Below are 17,129 nucleotides of genomic sequence, written 5' to 3'. Positions count from 1 at the left end.
AAAAAGGTTTTATTGCGGTGAAATAGGCACTTTTGGGTATCCAAGATAAAGCTATTTTCCTATAGGGATATGTGCCGTTTGCCGTTGTAATCACCATGATTTTTCCACCTATGCAACCATGTCGATGACACCTGTTGTATCGGAGCGACAATCTGAGCTCGCCACGGGGTGGGCGAGGGGTTGGTTCTGAGATAAGGGTTCGCGAATTCAACTTCGAAGTGCAATTCCCGATTAAAAATCAGGCTGCTTTCAGAAGTTCGTCAAAAACCACCTGTGGCTGTTTAAATCCCAAGCATTTGCGCGGCCTGAAGTTCAGCCGCTTTTCGACGGCTGACAGTGCCTCTGCTGTCACCACACTCAAATCACTGCCTTTGGGCACATATTGCCGCAGCAGACCATTGCTATTCTCATTCTGTCCCCGTTCCCATGCACTGTATGGATGCGCAAAGTACACCTGCGCTTCCAGCTCTGCTGCAACACGTTCATGTTCGACAAACTCGCTACCATTGTCAGCTGTGATGGTATGGACATGTGCCTGGTAGGGTTTCAGCATGCTGATAATGGTGTCCGCCACCGCGCTGGCTGTTTTGCTGGGAACGTATTGAACCAGGTAGAGCCGGCTCTTACGCTCCAACAGACTCACTATTGCACCGCTGCCTTGCTTACCCAACACGGTATCGACTTCCCAATCTCCCACACGGCTCCGCTCATTGACTATCGCAGGGCGTTCATCAATCGATACCGGATTGGGAATGACACTGCGTTTGCTGTTCTTACCCTTGCGATAGCGTTTGTGACCCTGACGCAGATGCCGGTATAGCGTGCCACCGTTGGCCTTGTCGCGTGCCACATAGCGGTATATCCACTCGTGGCTAACCGGGCAGTTAATCATGTCTCCAACGCCACTGATTTGCTCGGGACTCCAGTCCGCGACCAGCGCCATGCAAACAAAGTCGATGGTATCAGACGGGACAGTACGCTTCTGACTCGTCAGCCGTCGTGCCGTGGCAAGTTGGTGAGCCTGCTGCGGCTGATAGGCCTGCCCAGCACAATTACGACGAAGCTCACGACTGATAGTCGATGGATGAACCCCGAGCTGTTTGGCAATGCGGGCCTGTGACAGGCCATGGTCACGGAGGCAGGCAATCTGGTATCGTAGCCCCTCGGTCAACTGCTGGTATTTCATGGTGTATCGCTTTGTTTCTTTGGCGAGAAGAAGCGTACCCTAACTGGTAGTTGACCGCCTCTCTCCTATGCACCATGGGCATTGCACTTATTATCTGAATTCACGTTCCCCAATTGTTATCCCGATAACACTTGGACCGGAGCAGTACACGAAGTACATTGCCCCGCTATTTCTAAGTACGGTTTTCAACTTTCCAATAGTCACCTTCACTAGATGGTTTGTTATTTTTATCGTCATCCATACATCGAGTCACTTTATTTTTTCCTGTGCCCATTAAAAGCGGGAACCAAATAGGATTTTTATCTTTGGTAAGCATAAAATAGACTGGATCTTCAATGGTTACGTTCTGTGGCTCTTTTGGGCTGCAAAGTAAAAAGTGAGGCTTTACATTTGGCCAAGTATCTTCATCGCCGAAAATAGCCTTGAATCGTTTGTTTTTACTGTTTAACTGAGCGTTGGTAAAATAGCTGTCGCCTTTAGCCTCAATCATCACAATATGGGTTGTGTTTTCGTGATCAACAAAGGCAAGAAGAAAGTCGACATCCTCTTGAGTACCTGATATTTGATAGTCTATCTTAACACCGTCATTTTCTATCGAATTCCGTTTGAAGGCTGTGTTGGCATCATTTTGGGTTAGGAACAAGCTGGCATAAATCCAGTCAAGGTGGTAATCCATTGCAGCAAAGTATTTTCTGGGGATGGTGAGACCGATTAGGTTTGATATCTTATCAAGCTGGTTGTCATCCATGCGAAATTCTGGGTTTCCCAGCATTTGGCCAATTAGGTAAAACCGCTCTTTGCGGTTAAACGATTTCAAATTATCAATTAGGTTATCGCTCATACAAATCTCGAAAATGTATCTTGTCTGATAGGAAATAATGCAATGGAAATCGGTGTATATCGTAGGGTGTAATGAACGAAGTGAATTACACCTCTATCTCAGATCGGCATGAATCCTGTATCTGATATTTTCCTCAGGGCTATGGGTCGGGTGTTGCCCCCTGTTGTTCGCCGAGGTGAGCCCGTTTGCCAGGCCGCCGAGCGAGCGCCGCTGTGCCATGGGACAAACGGGTGAACTGAGGGAACCCGACGCAGGAGGGCGAACAATTGGGGGAGAAGACTTTTGGTGTTATTTGCCAAAGAGAGCGGGTCTTTCCAAAGTCACTCGCCAAGCCGCGCAGCGGCGGCGACACCCCGTCGAGGACGGAGTCCTCGTGTCCTGCATGGCGAAGTCATGCCCATCAGGCTAGTGACCCCTCACCCTAGCCCTCTCCCGCAAGGGGAGAGGGGACGGTTACCTTGGCGCAGGGGCGGGAGACCGGCTGGTCTCCGCTAAAGTGGCTACCGCCCCTGACTGTCGCTACCAGATTGCGCCGTTGACCATTGATCTCGGAAAAGGGGTCAACAGACGCCCGTCGCCATATTACGGAGCCAGAGTGGTCTTATCTATGGTTTTGATGAGCTAACTATCAGAAAAGAGTGATTTTTTGCGCTGGCACAAACTTTTATTAATTAGTGATTAGTTGTTGGTTGCCGGGGTTTGGTCGTAGCGGGGCGGTGGGGTGACGCCGCGAGGGGGGACGCAAAAGGTAAAAGAGGGGAGCGCAAACGGAAAAAGCGAAGGGGCCCGCAATGGGCCCCTTGTTGTTGGCGTTCGACGCCGCGCCGCTATTTGGCGGCGGGGGTTGGGAAGTATTTGCTGTGCAGCAGCGGGTATTCGCTGCTCGCCAGCACCTGGGTCAAACCGGTCTGGAACTCCTTGACCAGCTCGTCGCTCACCGGATGGCTGAAGGCGAAGCAGAACTGCTCGGAGCTCAGCACCCACTGCTCCTTGAAGCGGGCGGGATCGAGTTTTTGTTCGACGATCAGCTGCTCCATGGTGGTCTTGTTGGTGGAGACCAGATCGACCCGGCCTGAGGTGAGCATCTTCAGCGCCTGTGCCAGCCGGTTGGCGGCCATCAGTTTGGTTTCGTCAAAGCCGTTGTTGAGCAGCAGTTGCTCCCCCACATCGGCCCGCACCGCGCCGATATTGAACGCCTTGGCATCGTCGAGCTTGGTGATGGTGATATTGCGATCGGCCAGCCCCACCAGCACGATCTCGGCATACCCGATGGGGCAGGCCCACTTGAACAGGGGATCCCGCGCCTGGGTGCGGGCGGTGGAGAAGAGCACCGCATTGGGCTTTTGGGTCAGCAGGTAGTAACCGCGCGCCCACGGCATGATGGTGATGGGCTGCGCCGGTGTATTGGTTTTTTTCCACACCAGTTGCAGCAGTTCGACCGCGAGGCCGGTGGGGGCGCCGCTGGCATCGGCATAGTTGTAGGGTTTGTACTCTTCGGTGATGTAGTGCAGTTTGCCAAGCTCAGGACTCGCCTGTGCGAGGGTGGCCAGCAGCGCCCCGGCCAATCCAATCCATGGTTTCATTTTTGCCATCCTGATCAAGGGAATATCTGCTCAAGTGTGACCAAGCTGGCCGATTTCGCCAAGGCGAGGGAGCATGTTTGGCAAAAATGCGTGAGGGGCGGCCGCCATCTTGCGCCCTATGTCGGCGGCGATCGGGGCGTTAGCGCAGCGGCAGGTATTTGACTTGCAGGGCCGAGAAATCCGCCGAGGCGACGACCTGGGTCAGCGCCTGCTGAAAGAGGGCGACCTCGCTGTCGGGCACCTGACGGCTGAAGGCGTAGCAGAGCGGTCTGGCATCCAGCACAAAGGCGACATGAAAGTCATCCGGCTTGAAGCCCAGTTGTTGCAGGGTTTGATAGCCCGCCAGCTTGTTGGTCGCAAACAGATCGGCGCGACCTGAGGTGAGCATTTTGGCCGCCTGGGTGAGGCGGTTGGCCAGCATCAGCTGGCGCTCATCGATACCGCGTTCGAGCAGCAGCTGTTTGGAGACGGTGGAGCGCACCACGCCGACCTTGTAGCGGCTGATCTCGGCCTCCGAGCCGAGAGTTATGTTGTCCGCCTTGCGCCCCAGCAGCACAAATTCCGAGTGATCGATGGGGCAGGCCCACTTGAAGAGTGCTTCCCGCTGCGGGGTGCGGGCGGTGGCAAACAGCACCACATTGGGTTTTTGTTGCAGCAGGTTGTAGCCCCGGGCCCAGGGCATAATGCGGATGGGCTGGGGCGACACGCCGCGCGCTTTCCAGATAAGCTGCATCAGCTCCACCGACAATCCGGTCGGCATCCCTTGCTGGTCGCTGAAATTAAACGGGGGAGATATTTCGCTCAGATACTCGAGCTTGCCCGGATCGGCCTGCGCGAAGGTGGCCCACAAGAGCAGTAGCAGATGAGGTAGGTGCCATGTCCGCACGGGAAAGATCCTTCGCAATCAACTATGTAGCCCAGTTTGACTGCTTGCGGCGGGAATAGCTAGCCACCTCTATTGCATCTTTCATCAATAAAATGGGCAGCGAACCGCTGCCCATCGGGTGAGTGAGTGCTCAGCGCACCGGCAGGTATTTGGCCTGCAATTTGCGAAACTCTTCCGAGGCGAGGGCGCGGGTCAGGCCCTGCTGAAAGAGGGTGATCTCGCTGTCGGGCACCTGACGGCTGAAGGCGTAGCAGAGCTGCTCGGCGCTCAGCACCATGGCCACGTTGAAGTCGTCGCTGCTCAGCTTCAGTTCGCGGATGGCGTCATATCCCGCCAGCTTGCTGGTGGCGAGCAGGTCGGCGCGGCCGGAGAGCAGCATCTTCAACCCCTGCGACAGGCGGTTGGCCGGGATGATGTTGTTGTCATCCATGCCGTTGTTGAGCAGCAGCTGCTCGGCGGCATCCGAGCGCACCGCGCTGATCTTGTACTGGCTCATCTGTTCGAAAGCGGTCAGGGTGATGTTTTGCGCTTTGCGGCCGAGCAGTATGTACTCCGAGTAGCCGATGGGGCAGACCCACTTGAAGAGATCCTCCCGCGCCTGGGTGCGGGCGGTGGAGAAGAGCACCACGTTGGGCTTCTGGGTTAGCAAGTAATAACCTCGCGCCCAGGGCAGGATGCGCACCGGCTGGGGTGTCACGCCGCTGTGTTGCCAGACCATCTGCAGCAGATCGACCGCAAGGCCGGTGGGCTGGCCTTGCGGATCGCTGAAGTTGTAGGGGGGGTACTCTTCGGTGAGGTACTCGAGCTTGCCCAGATCAGCCCGGGCCGTCGAGGCCCAGCAGAGCAGCAACAGATGACAGATCAGCCATATCCTCATTGGGAACATCCTTAGCGATCAACCTTCCCTTGAGTGTGACCATGAACAGAGTAAATAGCCACTCACTGCCGCTACCAGCGGGCGCGGATCTGCCCGATGGGCTGGTAGGCCTCATCCCGCAGCCCCACCAGCAGGGTCTTGCCATCCGCTTGCAGCCGGAACTCGCCGTAGCGGGCCGCTTCGTACTGCTCCCCCGTGCCCTCTTCAAAGAAGTAGGCATCGGGGCCGATCTGCCACTGCCGCTCACTCTGGTGCACCTGCAATAGCCGCTCATCGCTGGCGAGTCGATCCGGTTTGCCATCGATCACCAGACTGGCCACCTGATGGGCATCGAGGCGGATCACCAGGGTATCGCTGCCCTTGTTTTGAGTCGTACGGGTGTCGCGGCTGGTCAGCTCGCGGGCAATTTCATAGTTGAGCCGCATGTAATCCCCCTGCATCAGGGAGCGGGGATCGACCGGAGCGAGCCGCAGCAGCACCACTTCGCCGCTGCTCATGGCGTGCTCATAGCGCCAGACGGTGGCATTGATGCCCGCCAGGATGGCGAGGCCGCTCAGCAACAGGGCGAGTTGTCGGGTGACGGGTTTCATGAGTCGCTCCTTGCCGCGAAGGTGGTGAGCAGCTGGCGGGCCCCCAGCAGCAGGATGCCGGAGCCCAGCAGCAGCCAGGATTTGGTCATCAGGGTGAGCCCCAGATCGTAGTAATAGAGCGAGCCATAGCCGAGCAGCAGCAGGGCCGAGAGGGTCATCAGCCCCAGACTGCCGGCATAGAAGCCGAGGATCAGCACCAGTGCGCCTGCCCCCATGCCGGGGATGATGGCACTGATCAGCACCAGCGGCAGGCCAAACAGCAGGGGGAGCCTCAGCTTCACCATCACCGCCAGCAGCAGGGCGGCGCAGAGCAGGGGATTGAGCCAGAGCGGCAGGCGAGACAGCCCCAGCTCGTCCAGCACGCTGCTGCCACCATCCCAAAGCGGGTGGTGCAGACGGCCCAGCACCAGCAGGGAGAGGGCGAGCCCCAGCGTGATGGAGTGGTAGAGCTGGTGACGCTCTGGATCCCTATCTGCCCGCAGCCAGCAGAAGGTGATGGCCGCCATCACTAGCGGCAGCGCCAGCAGTTGCAGCCCGAGGCAAGCGAGGCCAAGGGTGAGCAGCAGGGCCGCCGCCACGCTGTGAAACAGCCGCACCAGCCAGTGATCGAACAGCACGGCGATGGCAAGGGAGAGCAGGCACAGACCGAACCAGAGCAGGGCGTGATGGAGATCCAGCTGATCGAGCAGGCCATAGAGCAGCCAGGCATCGGCCGCCAGAGTGAGGGCCAGCACGAACTGATCCCAGAGATCGCCGCTTTGGCTGCGATTGAGGGCGTAGGCCCCCGCCAGCAGCACGGCCCCCAGCAGCAGGGCGCTGTTGGCCTCGCGGGTCAGCTGCTCGAAGGTGAGAAACAGGAAAAAGAGCAGGAACAGGGCGGCAATCCAGCCCACCAGCCCCAGCAGAAAGCGGCTCGACCAGTGGGGCTGGTTGTTGCGGGGCATCTCCCCCTCCACCAGATTGGCCTGTTGCAGTGCTTGCCAAAGGGTCAGATCACTCATGAGACCTCCGTTGTTGTTGCAGCCAGCGGGCGGCGGTGACCGAAAGGCCGATGGCGATCAGGCTCAGCAGCAAGAAACCGTTGATATCGGGCTCCATCCACTTGCCCAGCGCCGCGAGGATGACGGCAATCAGACTGAGGCACCCCATGGCGAGTCCGGCGATAAATCTGTGGTGCCAAAGGGCATAGGCCGCAGCGAGCCAGCCAAGCCAGAGCGGCCACACCAGCGGGGAGGCAGCATCGAAGAGCGCCAGCAGGGTGAGCAGGGTGGTCCCCAGACCTGCGGCCAGACCCGCCAGCCAGCTTGGCATCAGGCGCCAGCGGTTTGGTGCCAGCAGAAGCAGACCCCAGAGGGCGGCGTTGAGCAGGGTAAGGCACCAGCCCAATCCCTCTTCATCGAAGGTAAAGAAGAACGTGAACAAACCGAGCCGCCAGTAGAGCACTAGCGCCAGCTGGCCGAGCAGCCAGCTTAAGGTCCAGAGCAGCGGGCTTTGGCCAAATGCCGCCAGCGGCACCAGCATCAGCGCCCAGGTGGCGAACAGCTGCCAGGGATCGGCGCCGGTCTGGTAGGTCTGACCCACCAGCGCCAGCAGGGCGCCGATATTGAGGGCGATAGCGAGCAGCAGCGCCTGACGGGGGGTATCCCCCAGCGGTTTGTGCCACAGCAGAAGCAGCATGGCGAGCAGCGGTGCCTCCAGCAGTGCGAGGCGGGAGACCCGGCCCAGCTCTTGCCAGTTGAAGGCGACGAAGAAGATGAGGCCAGCCCCGATGCAGAGGGCGCCGAGCCAGAGCAGCAGCCGGTCAAACAGCCACTGCCAGCGCGCCGGATGGGGGGGAAGATCGGCGAGGGTCAGGGCGTCCGCCAGCTTCTCTGGCGCCAGCCGTCCCTGTTTGACCCATTCGAGAAGCGTCTCTCTTGATACGTTGTGCATGGGGGGACTCCGCGAGGTTTGCCCCATTATGGCATGAGGCACCCGCAACCGTGCACTGCCCCTTGGCTCTGCGGCTGGTGGTTGCGACAGCGGGTTACGCAATAGACACAGCAGTAAACAAAAAAGCCCTCCACAGGGGAGGGCTTGGTCATCGGGTACGGGCCATCAGGCAAAGATCAGGGTGCTCACCCCGAGGCCGACGAAGAGGATGGCGCAGGCGATGCGGATCCCCTTGAGCGGCAGCTTGTCTGCCCCCAGCTTGCCGATCAGCACCACAGGCACGTTGGCCAGCATCATGCCGAGGGTAGTCCCGGTAATGACCTGCACCAGCGAGTCATACTTGGCGGCCAGCAGCACGGTGGCGATCTGGGTCTTGTCGCCAATCTCGGCGATAAAGAAGAGCACGAAGGTGGCCATAAAGGGGCCGTATTTATCCAGCGAGCTCTCCTCGTCATCCATCTTGTCCGGCACCAAAATCCAGATAGCCATGGCGATAAAGGCGATGGCGACCAGCCAGGTCATTATCTTGGGATCGAGCCAGCGACTAATGAACTCGCCAATCCAGGCAGCGCCCGCATGGTTGAGCAGGGTAGCCGCCAGCATGCCGGCGATGATGGGCCAGGGCTTGCGAAAACGGCAGATGAGCAGCAACGCCAACAGCTGGGTTTTATCGCCGATTTCGGCAATGGCGACGCTGAGGGTTGAGGTTAACAAGGCTTCCATAAAAATGACCGGGGGACGGAATTGTTATAAACCAAAGACAAGCCTGCGCCATCCGTCCCCGGTATTGGCACTGGCCCGTCAAAGGTCTTGTCAAATCCATGGCTGGCATGGATCACCCTGACCATGGTGATTTGGCACCAAGTATGTTGATCAGGGTCGCAAACCGGTATTCATGCAATGGATGGCACCGGTGTGCGAGACTACTCCCCCTCGATGGGAGCGGGCATTCTAGGGAAAAACCGCATGAGTGACAAGGGGATCAGCCACCCACCAGCTTGACGCTGAAACCGGCTTTCTCCAGCTCGGTTTTGATCAGGTCCCGTTTATCCCCCTGGATCTCGATTACCCCCTCCTTGATACCGCCTCCGGTGCCGCACTTTTTCTTGAGCAGGGTGGCCAGGGATTTTTGCTGATCGGCGGGTACGCCATGAATGGTGATCACCCCGGCACCCTTGCGCCCCTTGGTCTCGCGGCGAATGCGCACGGTGCCGTCGGTGGGGAAGGGGGAGGCGGATTGGGGAGCGCTCTGCTCCTTGATCATGCCGCCATCTGTGCTGTAAACGAGGCGGCTGTTGTTGTCGTGACTCATGGCAATACTTTATGGGTTAGCTAAGCGGAGTTTGATTTTACTCAAATAAAAGTTGAAGACACAGCTTATAATGCCCCAAGTAAAAGCGAATTATTATTGTTTAACTTCAGGAGTCAGTCATGGTACTCACGCAGTTGTCACCGGGACAGAGTGCTCGCATCAAGAATATGAATCAGCTCGCCCGGCCGCTGCGCCGCAAACTGATGGTGATGGGCCTGTTGCCCCAGACTGAAGTCATCTATCTGCGCTCCGCCCCCCTGGGGGACCCGCTCCAGATCCAGTGCCAGGGGATCTGTCTCTCCATGCAAAAGAGTCTGGCCCAGCAAATAGAAGTCGAGCCGGTATAACCCCCTGTTCGGCTACCGCTCTGGTTCAGAAACGTCACCGGGAGCGGTTCAGAGACAAGAAGTCGAACCTGCAAAGCGGCTTGTCACACGCACGCGGCGGGTTCAGAAGAAAATAGAGGTAGAGCTGGTATGAATTATTCCCTGGTAACGGTAGGTAACCCCAATAGCGGCAAGACCTCCCTGTTCAACGCCCTGACCGGCGCCCGCCAGCAGGTAGGCAACTGGAGTGGTGTCACCGTCGACAAGAAGATGGGTGAGTTCAGCGCGGGTGAGCATCACTTCAAGCTGATGGATCTGCCCGGCATCTATAGCCTGGCCAGTCAGGATGGCAGTCTGGACGAGCAGATCGCCAGCCGCTTTGCCCAGGGCCAACAACCCGACCTGCTGCTCAACGTCATCGACGCCGCCAATCTGGAGCGCTCCCTCTACCTCACGCTGCAACTGCGCGAACTGGGCCTGCCCATGGTGGTGGTGCTCAACAAGCTGGATATCCTGCAAAAGCGCCGCATCGTCATCGACGAGAGCAAGCTCGGCAAATCCCTCGGTTGCCCTGTAGTGGCCCTCTCTGCCCACAACAGCAAGCAGGTTGCCGCCTTCAAGCAGCAGATCCGGCAGTTTATCGGTCAGCCGCAAGCCGCCTTGCAACTCGATTACGGCCACGCGCTTGAAACCGATCTGGCGGAGCTGGAGACCCTGCTCGCCCCGCATCACCTCACTACCCGTGGCCGCGCCCTGCGCCTGCTGGAAGAGGATGCGGTGATGCAGGAGACCCTGCTGCCCGGTCAGCAGGCGGCCGCCGCCAATGTAGTGGCTCGCGCCCATCAGGGACAGGATATCGACCTGCAACTGGCGGATATCCGCTACGGCCATATCCACCAGTGGGTACAACAGGCTCGTCAGCAGAAGGGCAAGCTCACCGAGGCCCAGAGCGAGTGGCTGGACCGGGTGCTGCTCAATCGCTGGATTGGCATCCCCTTCTTCCTGTTTGTCATGTACCTGATGTTCCTGTTTGCCATCAACGTTGGCAGCGCCTTTATCGACTTCTTCGACATCATGGGCGGCGCCCTGTTTGTCGATGGGGTGCACCACCTGCTGGGGCTGGTCAATGCCCCCGAATGGCTGGGCGCCATTCTGGCTGATGGCTTTGGCGTCGGCTTGCAGACCGTAGCCACCTTTATTCCGGTGATTGGCTGCCTCTATCTGTTCCTCGCGGTGCTGGAGAGCTCCGGCTATCTGGCCCGTGCCGCCTTCGTGGTGGATGCCCTGATGCGCCGCCTCGGCCTGCCGGGCAAGGCGTTCGTGCCGATGCTGATGGGCTTTGGCTGTACCGTCCCCTCGGTGATGGCGACCCGTACCCTCAACTCCGAGCGGGAACGGCTGATGACCTCCGCCATGGCGCCCTTCATGTCGTGCGGTGCCCGTCTGCCGGTTTACGCCCTGTTTGCGGTGGCTTTCTTCCCCGAGTCAGGTCAGAACCTGGTGTTCGGTCTCTACCTCATCGGCATTCTGGTGGCGGTGTTCACCGGCCTGTTGCTGCGCAGCACCCTGCTGCCGGGCAAGAGCGACTCCATGCTGATGGAGATGCCGGATTACGAGTGGCCGCGTCCGGTCAACGTTGCCATCAAGACCTGGCAGAAGCTTAAATCCTTCGTCTTTGGCGCCGGTAAAACCATCGTGCTGGTGGTCGCCGTGCTGAGCGTGCTCAATTCGCTCGGCACCGATGGCAGCTTTGGCCATCAGGAGCAGGAGAGCTCGGTCCTGAGCAAGATCAGCCAGGCGGTGACCCCGGTGCTGCACCCCATCGGTGTACGCGATGACAACTGGCAGGCCACGGTCGGTATCGTCACCGGTATCTTCGCCAAAGAGGCGGTGGTCGGCACCCTCAACAGCCTCTACGCCGGTGGTGGCGATGCAGAGGAGGAGAGCGAGTTCTCGCTGGTGGCCAGTTTCCACGAGGCGATCGATGCCGTGGCGGCCAATCTGGCGGAGATCAACCCGAGTGACCCCATGGGGCTTGATGTTGGCAACCTTGACGACCAGAAAGCTGCCGCCGAGGCGCAGGAGGTAGATGTCTCCACCTACGGCAATATGCAGACCCACTTCGACGGGGCGGCCGGTGCCTTTGCCTACCTCTTGTTCGTGCTGCTCTACATGCCTTGCGCCGCCGCCATGGGCGCGCTGGTGCGGGAAACCGGTCGTCAGTGGGCGCTGATGACAGCGGTATGGTGCAACTACATGGCCTTTATGTGCGCCACCCTCTTCTATCAGGTCGCGACCTTTGCCGCTCATCCGGAGCAGAGCCTGTTCTGGATCGTCAGCTACGGCCTCTCTCTGGTACTGCTCTGGTGGGCCGGTCGCCGTCACGGTGACATCGTTGCCCGCAAGGTGGTGACCTTATGATCCTGCGCGAGCTGGGGGATTACCTCGCCGCGCAGCAGAAGGTGAGCCGGCGTGATCTGGCTCGCCAATTCCACACCTCGGAAGATGCGGTGGAGGCCATGCTCGGCGTCTGGATGCGCAAGGGGCGGGTCATCAAGCGCGAGAGTCGGGTCTGTGGTGGCAGTTGCTGCGGCAAGAGCGAAGAGGTGATGTTCGAGTGGTGTGACGCGGGCCAGATTGGCATCAAGATCCGCTAAACGACTACCCAACCTCATCACCAAAGATCGAACAATAAAAAACGGCAGGCCCTGCTTTAAATGAGGGTCTGCCGTTTTTATTGCTGAAAACAGGCGAGATCAGGCGCTCTGGCGAGCCTCGCTCAGCAGTGCCAGCGCCGGTTGGGCGTTGTCCGGCATCAGCCGGTAGGCCTTGTGATGTTTGACCAGGGTGGTTTTCTTGTTGCCCTGGCTCAGCAGCAGGCCGTACTTGAAGGCCGCCTCGGCCAGCACCTTCTCGTCACCGCGCACATAGAGGGTGAGGGGTTTGACAAGCTCACCACCCTCGATATGGCCTTCATATTCGCTGTGGCTGATCACCAGACTCGCCTGACCGCCAGATTGCAGGCGCAGCTTGGCGTTCACCTCGCTCTCGGTCAGCACCAGCCAGCCTGCCGCTGAGAGCTCCTCCAGCAGGGCCGCCAGCTTGGCCCCCAGTTGCTGCGGATTGGTCATGGCGCACTGGTATTGGAAGGCGATGCGCTCCAGCAATCCCTTGAGATCGGCACCCGCACCCAGCGTGCGGCCAAGCTGCACCCAAGCTTTCAAATCTTCCATCACCAGACGGGAGAAGCGCTTCTCCTTGAGGGAGTCGGCCATCCAGGTGCAGAGAAAGTGGCTCTCTTGCGCCGGAGTGCGCTTGCCCGCCTTTTGCTCGGCGGTGCGGGCCAGTTCGGCCAGGCTTTGAGTGGCCATCTCGAGCAGGGCCTGATTGTAGGTCGGAGAGGTCATAAGCAATCCTTGAGTTGACCACCAGGGGTCAACACCGATGACAGAGATGGCAAAGGCGCCAGTGGCGCCTTTGCGGTTCAATAGAGCAACTGCCCGCCTTATTTCGGCTGACGGGGCTTCTTGGCTGCAGCCAGACGCTTGAGGCGCTGACCCTGCAGCTTGGCTTCGGCCATCACCTGGGCCACGGCGTTATCTTCACGCTGCGGACGCTTGCCGAAGCGGCGACGCTCCTGCAGCTGTTTGATCAGCTCGTCACGGCTGCTCACCTCATAGCCCGGCACCATGATGCGACGGATCTTCTGGCCGATCAGGGCCTCGATCTCCAGCAGGGTGCGCTCCTCTTCACGGCTGACGAAGGAGATGGCCATGCCGCGCTTGCCGGCACGACCGGTACGACCGATGCGGTGCACGTAATCTTCCGCCAGGAACGGCAGATCATAGTTGACCACGTATTCCAAGCTCGGGATATCCAGACCACGGGCGGCCACTTCGGTGGCGACCAGTACCCGTACCTTGCCTTCCATGAATTCGCGCAGGGCGCGGCGACGGTTGCCCTGGGCCTTCTCGCCATGGACCACGGCGGACTTGATGCCGTCGAGGTTCAGCTCCTCGACCAGCACATCACAGCTCTCGCGGGTACTGGCGAACACCAGCACCTGCTGCCAGTTCTGCTTGCCAATCAGCTCTGAGAGCAGCTCGCGCTTGCGCTTCTGCTCGACCGGATAGACTGTGTGGCTGACGGTGTCGGCGGTGGAGTTCTGCTTGTTGACGCTGACGATCAGCGGTCTGTCCAGCATCAGGTTGGCCAGCTTCTTCACCGCGTCGGAGAAGGTGGCGGAGAAGAGCAGGTTTTGACGGGTCTTGTTGACCGCTTGCAGGATCTTCTGCACATCGGCACTGAAGCCCATGTCGAGGATGCGATCTGCTTCATCCATCACCAGACACTCGACGCCAGAGAGGCTGAGGTTGCAGGCGGTGAGGTGCTCCAGTAGACGGCCCGGGGTGGCCACAATGATGTGAGCGCCCGCTTTGAGCTTCTTGGCCTGCACGTCCTGCTTGCCACCGCCGACGATTGTGATGGTGGTGATATCGAGATACTTGGCGAAGTCATTGATGTTGCTCGCCACCTGAGCCGCCAGCTCGCGGGTCGGGGTCAGGATCAGCACACGGGCGTTGGAAGGCTGGACCGGCGCCGGATTGTCTACCAGACGCTGCAAGATGGGCATGGCGAAGGCGGCGGTCTTGCCGGTACCGGTCTGGGCGCTGGCCAGCACATCGCGGCCACGGCGAATGGCCGGGATCGCCTGTTGCTGCACAGGGGTCATCTCCTGATAACCGCAATCTGAGACAGCACGCAAAATCTCGGGGGCAAAATCGAACGATTCAAATCTCATAATGGGTTCCTGTGTTCCAGCTGGGCTGTGTTTGGCTTGGTTAGCTCGGCATGAGCGAGACGGAGGTTGTAACCACCGACGGCTGCGCCTGACATCAAGTCAGAGAGTGAGCCGGAAAATGGCGGGCGCGAAGTGTAACAGATAGACGTCACAAATTCTGCCTCAAATGGTTGTCCTTTTCTCATCCTTTGTGGTGTGAATGGCGGTTGAAAGCAATCATTTGACTCCCAAGTGCCAAGCCTGGAGGTGTGGGCTAGCGGTTTTGGGCAAGGACGAAAGGGATATCGATGGAACTGGAACAGTTAAAACGCCAGCTGGAGCAGCTTGGCGAGCGCAATGACAGCATGCAGCAGGCTCGACACCGCAAGCTGCTCAATATCACCCGCGATACGGGGGAGTTGCTGTCAGTGCTGGTACAGACCCGTGGGGCGCAGGCGGTGCTGGAGATCGGCACCTCCAATGGTTACTCCACACTCTGGCTGGCAGAAGCGGTGCGTCGGCTGGAGGGGCACGTTACCACCATTGAGCTGGATGAGGATAAGCGCGTGCTGGCCCATGACAACTTTCAGAGGTCAGGGTTGGCCCCCTGGGTAACCTTGCTGGCAGGGGATGCGGGCGAGCTGTTACCGATCTTGCCGCAAGGCGGCTATCAGCTCATCTTCCTCGATTCGGATCGTCAGCACTACCGGGCATGGTGGCCGCAGATCCGCCGCCTGCTGGCACCCCGTGGCCTGCTGGTGGTTGATAACGCCATCTCCCATCGCAGCGAGATGGTGGAGTGGATGAACGAGGTCGGGCAGGATCCGGCCTTTGCCACCTCGCTGGTGCCGGTCGGCAAGGGGGAGTGGCTGGTGGTGCGTGTGTAGGGAGAGTGAGTATGGAATTGAACACCATGGAGCCAAAAGCAGTGGTAGAGGCCTATTGGCAGGAGATGCAGAGCAATGACTTTGCGAAGGCGGCAAGCTGGCTGGGAGATGATTTTTTCTGTGACTGGCCCCAATCGGGAGAACGGATTGTGGGGCGAGAGAATTTTATTGAGATCAATCGTCGCTACCCCGCAGCTGGCCTGTGGCGCTTCGAGATTGTCCGTCTTCTGGCACAAGGGAGTGAGGTGGTCAGTGAGGTGCTGGTCAGCGATGGGGTCGTAAATGCTCGCGCCATCACATTTCACCATGTTGCGGAAGGTAAAATTCAACAGCAGACCGAGTATTGGCCCGATGAGTATGCCGCGCCAGAATGGCGCAGTTCTTGGGTTTGTCCGATGCCAAAGAGTTAGCCATCGCTATTCACTGGCGGCATGTCAAAGAAATCAGCCCCGCATTGGCGGGGCTGATTGTGAAAGCGCATCAGGGTCTTGGTCGGTCGGATCAGACCGCCAGATAGTCCATGATCCCTTCGGCCGCCTTGCGCCCTTCGTAGATGGCTGTCACCACCAGATCGGAGCCACGTACCGCGTCGCCACCGGCGAACACCTTGGGATTGCTGGTCTGGAAGGCGTATTCGGCCTGCTCGCGGGCCTTGATGCGATCCCGGTTGTCGAGCTCGATGCCGAACTCCGCCATCCAGGGTTGGGGGTTGGGTTGGAAGCCAAACGCCATCACTACCGCATCGGCAGCCAGCACTTGCTCTGAGCCCTCGATGACCACCGGATTGCGGCGACCATTGGCATCGGGTTCACCCAGCTCGGTGCTCACTACTTTGATGCCGACGGTGCGACCGTTGGCATCCAGTTCGACTGCCACCGGTTGCAGGTTGAACATAAACTCAACCCCCTCCTCGCGGGCATTTTTCACCTCCCGCTTGGAGCCCGGCATGTTCTCCTCGTCGCGGCGATAGGCACAGATCACCTTGGCGGCCCCCTGACGGATGGCGGTACGTACACAGTCCATGGCGGTATCGCCACCGCCCAGCACCACCACCTGCTTGCCGGCGAAGTCGATATAGTCGGCTTGCGCCTTCTCAAAGCCCAGCAACCGGTTGGCGTTGGCGATGAGGTAGGGCAGGGCATCATAGACGCCCGGCGCCTCTTCGTTGGCAAAGCCGCCCTTCATGTACTTGTAGGTGCCTACCCCGAGGAAGACCGCATCGAACTCGCCGAGCAGATCGGCGAAGGTGACATCACGGCCCACCTCGGTCTCGAGACGAAACTCCACGCCCATCCCCTGGAATATCTCGCGGCGACGCTGCATCACCTCTTTTTCCAGCTTGAAGGAGGGGATGCCGAAGGTAAGCAGGCCACCTATCTCCGGATATTTGTCAAACACTACCGGGGTAACGCCATTGCGTGCCAGCACATCGGCGCAGGCGAGACCCGCCGGGCCGGCGCCGATGACGGCGACCCGCTTGCCGGTCTTGACCACGTTCGAGAGATCGGGCTTCCAGCCCATCTCGAACGCCTTGTCGGTGATGTACTTTTCGATGTTGCCGATGGTCACCGCGCCGAAGCGATCGTTGAGGGTGCAGGAGCCCTCACAGAGGCGATCCTGCGGGCAGACCCGACCGCACACTTCCGGCAGGCTGTTGGTCTGGTGGGAGAGCTCCACCGCCTCCAGAATGCGCCCCTCTTTGGCCAGTTTCAGCCAGTTGGGGATGTAGTTGTGAACCGGGCACTTCCACTCGCAGTAGGGGTTGCCGCACTCGAGGCAGCGATCCGCCTGCATCTGTACCTGCGGCTGATTGAAGGACTCGTAGATCTCCACAAACTGGATTTTGCGGATCTTGAGCGGCTTCTTGGGCGGGTCGACCCGCTGGACATCGATAAACTGAAATACGTTCTGGCTCATAGGGTTCCCTCC

Annotated in this window: 18 protein-coding genes; 5 read left to right on the top strand and 13 right to left on the bottom strand. The window is 59.2% G+C overall.

Annotated elements, in window-relative coordinates:
- Window positions 1–238 precede the first annotated feature (238 nt).
- The 10 genes from OKC42_RS16105 to OKC42_RS16060 all read right to left on the bottom strand — a co-directional run bounded on the left by OKC42_RS16105 (window position 239) and on the right by OKC42_RS16060 (window position 9,207).
- Window positions 239–1,186, bottom strand: coding sequence for an IS30-like element ISAeca1 family transposase (locus OKC42_RS16105; RefSeq protein ID WP_012564931.1), 948 nt, complete (start codon window positions 1,184–1,186; stop codon window positions 239–241).
- A gap of 172 nt (window positions 1,187–1,358) precedes the next feature.
- A complete protein-coding gene (locus tag OKC42_RS16100) occupies window positions 1,359–2,027 on the bottom strand; it encodes a hypothetical protein (RefSeq protein WP_270803755.1) in 669 nt (222 codons plus the stop codon).
- 827 nt (window positions 2,028–2,854) lie between these two features.
- Window positions 2,855–3,610, bottom strand: coding sequence for a substrate-binding periplasmic protein (locus OKC42_RS16095; protein WP_042056222.1), 756 nt, complete (start codon window positions 3,608–3,610; stop codon window positions 2,855–2,857).
- Window positions 3,611–3,749: 139 nt separating this feature from the next.
- Window positions 3,750–4,496 (bottom strand): substrate-binding periplasmic protein, encoded by a 747-nt coding sequence (locus OKC42_RS16090; RefSeq protein WP_270803754.1) that lies wholly within the window; start codon window positions 4,494–4,496, stop codon window positions 3,750–3,752.
- Window positions 4,497–4,626: 130 nt separating this feature from the next.
- Window positions 4,627–5,373, bottom strand: a complete 747-nt coding sequence (locus OKC42_RS16085; RefSeq protein WP_236321850.1) for a substrate-binding periplasmic protein — start codon at window positions 5,371–5,373, stop codon at window positions 4,627–4,629.
- Between the two features lie 71 nt (window positions 5,374–5,444).
- Window positions 5,445–5,963: a GDYXXLXY domain-containing protein gene (locus OKC42_RS16080; protein ID WP_270803753.1), complete on the bottom strand. Its 519-nt coding sequence runs from the start codon at window positions 5,961–5,963 to the stop codon at window positions 5,445–5,447.
- Window positions 5,960–6,964: a DUF4401 domain-containing protein gene (locus tag OKC42_RS16075; RefSeq protein WP_100646147.1), complete on the bottom strand. Its 1,005-nt coding sequence runs from the start codon at window positions 6,962–6,964 to the stop codon at window positions 5,960–5,962. Before OKC42_RS16075 ends, OKC42_RS16080 begins: the two co-directional genes overlap by 4 nt.
- Window positions 6,957–7,895, bottom strand: a complete 939-nt coding sequence (locus OKC42_RS16070) for a DUF2157 domain-containing protein (RefSeq protein WP_270803752.1) — start codon at window positions 7,893–7,895, stop codon at window positions 6,957–6,959. Before OKC42_RS16070 ends, OKC42_RS16075 begins: the two co-directional genes overlap by 8 nt.
- 165 nt (window positions 7,896–8,060) lie before the next feature.
- On the bottom strand, window positions 8,061–8,618 hold the full coding sequence (locus OKC42_RS16065) for a TMEM165/GDT1 family protein (protein ID WP_005337386.1): 558 nt from the start codon (window positions 8,616–8,618) through the stop codon (window positions 8,061–8,063).
- 259 nt (window positions 8,619–8,877) lie between these two features.
- Entirely contained in the window at window positions 8,878–9,207 is a 330-nt protein-coding gene (locus OKC42_RS16060; RefSeq protein WP_005337385.1) for a translation initiation factor, read from the bottom strand.
- A 119-nt stretch (window positions 9,208–9,326) separates the two neighbouring features.
- Between OKC42_RS16060 and OKC42_RS16055 the strand changes: the two genes are divergently transcribed.
- The 3 genes from OKC42_RS16055 to OKC42_RS16045 all read left to right on the top strand — a co-directional run bounded on the left by OKC42_RS16055 (window position 9,327) and on the right by OKC42_RS16045 (window position 12,190).
- The gene (locus OKC42_RS16055; RefSeq protein ID WP_005337384.1) at window positions 9,327–9,554 is read left to right on the top strand and encodes a FeoA family protein; all 228 of its coding nucleotides are present in this window, start codon (window positions 9,327–9,329) and stop codon (window positions 9,552–9,554) included.
- A 129-nt stretch (window positions 9,555–9,683) separates the two neighbouring features.
- On the top strand, window positions 9,684–11,954 hold the full coding sequence (feoB, locus tag OKC42_RS16050) for a Fe(2+) transporter permease subunit FeoB (RefSeq protein WP_270820249.1): 2,271 nt from the start codon (window positions 9,684–9,686) through the stop codon (window positions 11,952–11,954).
- Window positions 11,951–12,190 (top strand): FeoC-like transcriptional regulator, encoded by a 240-nt coding sequence (locus OKC42_RS16045; protein ID WP_158110684.1) that lies wholly within the window; start codon window positions 11,951–11,953, stop codon window positions 12,188–12,190. Before feoB ends, OKC42_RS16045 begins: the two co-directional genes overlap by 4 nt.
- A gap of 99 nt (window positions 12,191–12,289) precedes the next feature.
- Here the strand turns inward: OKC42_RS16045 and OKC42_RS16040 are convergent, their stop codons facing one another.
- Together OKC42_RS16040 and OKC42_RS16035 are read right to left on the bottom strand one after the other, a co-directional pair.
- A complete protein-coding gene (locus OKC42_RS16040) occupies window positions 12,290–12,940 on the bottom strand; it encodes a DUF2913 family protein (RefSeq protein WP_270820248.1) in 651 nt (216 codons plus the stop codon).
- A 98-nt stretch (window positions 12,941–13,038) separates the two neighbouring features.
- Entirely contained in the window at window positions 13,039–14,334 is a 1,296-nt protein-coding gene (locus OKC42_RS16035) for a DEAD/DEAH box helicase (RefSeq protein WP_270820247.1), read from the bottom strand.
- Between the two features lie 287 nt (window positions 14,335–14,621).
- Between OKC42_RS16035 and OKC42_RS16030 the strand changes: the two genes are divergently transcribed.
- Window positions 14,622–15,200, top strand: a complete 579-nt coding sequence (locus tag OKC42_RS16030; protein WP_270820246.1) for an O-methyltransferase — start codon at window positions 14,622–14,624, stop codon at window positions 15,198–15,200.
- 11 nt (window positions 15,201–15,211) lie between these two features.
- Window positions 15,212–15,610 (top strand): nuclear transport factor 2 family protein, encoded by a 399-nt coding sequence (locus OKC42_RS16025; RefSeq protein ID WP_064341968.1) that lies wholly within the window; start codon window positions 15,212–15,214, stop codon window positions 15,608–15,610.
- Window positions 15,611–15,701: 91 nt separating this feature from the next.
- Here the strand turns inward: OKC42_RS16025 and OKC42_RS16020 are convergent, their stop codons facing one another.
- Window positions 15,702–17,117 carry an FAD-dependent oxidoreductase gene (locus OKC42_RS16020; protein ID WP_201954641.1) on the bottom strand — a complete coding sequence of 472 codons (1,416 nt, stop codon included), beginning with the start codon at window positions 17,115–17,117 and terminating at the stop codon, window positions 15,702–15,704.
- Between the last annotated feature and the right edge of the window lie 12 nt (window positions 17,118–17,129).

It is taken from the genome of Aeromonas sp. Y311-2, from assembly GCF_027706025.1.
In the GTDB taxonomy this organism is placed as follows: domain Bacteria; phylum Pseudomonadota; class Gammaproteobacteria; order Enterobacterales; family Aeromonadaceae; genus Aeromonas; species Aeromonas veronii.
Note: the sequence above shows the minus strand (reverse complement) of the source record. Positions and strands in the feature narration are given on the sequence as shown.

Coding starts and splice junctions, on each gene's coding strand:
- OKC42_RS16025 (WP_064341968.1), top strand. CDS start 15,212: ATGGAATTGAACACCATGGAGCCAAAAGCAGTGGTAGAGGCCTATTGG.
- OKC42_RS16035 (WP_270820247.1), bottom strand. CDS start 14,334: ATGAGATTTGAATCGTTCGATTTTGCCCCCGAGATTTTGCGTGCTGTC.
- OKC42_RS16040 (WP_270820248.1), bottom strand. CDS start 12,940: ATGACCTCTCCGACCTACAATCAGGCCCTGCTCGAGATGGCCACTCAA.
- OKC42_RS16105 (WP_012564931.1), bottom strand. CDS start 1,186: ATGAAATACCAGCAGTTGACCGAGGGGCTACGATACCAGATTGCCTGC.
- OKC42_RS16030 (WP_270820246.1), top strand. CDS start 14,622: ATGGAACTGGAACAGTTAAAACGCCAGCTGGAGCAGCTTGGCGAGCGC.
- OKC42_RS16055 (WP_005337384.1), top strand. CDS start 9,327: ATGGTACTCACGCAGTTGTCACCGGGACAGAGTGCTCGCATCAAGAAT.
- OKC42_RS16020 (WP_201954641.1), bottom strand. CDS start 17,117: ATGAGCCAGAACGTATTTCAGTTTATCGATGTCCAGCGGGTCGACCCG.
- OKC42_RS16095 (WP_042056222.1), bottom strand. CDS start 3,610: ATGAAACCATGGATTGGATTGGCCGGGGCGCTGCTGGCCACCCTCGCA.
- OKC42_RS16060 (WP_005337385.1), bottom strand. CDS start 9,207: ATGAGTCACGACAACAACAGCCGCCTCGTTTACAGCACAGATGGCGGC.
- OKC42_RS16075 (WP_100646147.1), bottom strand. CDS start 6,964: ATGAGTGATCTGACCCTTTGGCAAGCACTGCAACAGGCCAATCTGGTG.
- OKC42_RS16065 (WP_005337386.1), bottom strand. CDS start 8,618: ATGGAAGCCTTGTTAACCTCAACCCTCAGCGTCGCCATTGCCGAAATC.
- OKC42_RS16085 (WP_236321850.1), bottom strand. CDS start 5,373: ATGAGGATATGGCTGATCTGTCATCTGTTGCTGCTCTGCTGGGCCTCG.
- OKC42_RS16045 (WP_158110684.1), top strand. CDS start 11,951: ATGATCCTGCGCGAGCTGGGGGATTACCTCGCCGCGCAGCAGAAGGTG.
- OKC42_RS16100 (WP_270803755.1), bottom strand. CDS start 2,027: ATGAGCGATAACCTAATTGATAATTTGAAATCGTTTAACCGCAAAGAG.
- feoB (WP_270820249.1), top strand. CDS start 9,684: ATGAATTATTCCCTGGTAACGGTAGGTAACCCCAATAGCGGCAAGACC.
- OKC42_RS16080 (WP_270803753.1), bottom strand. CDS start 5,963: ATGAAACCCGTCACCCGACAACTCGCCCTGTTGCTGAGCGGCCTCGCC.
- OKC42_RS16070 (WP_270803752.1), bottom strand. CDS start 7,895: ATGCACAACGTATCAAGAGAGACGCTTCTCGAATGGGTCAAACAGGGA.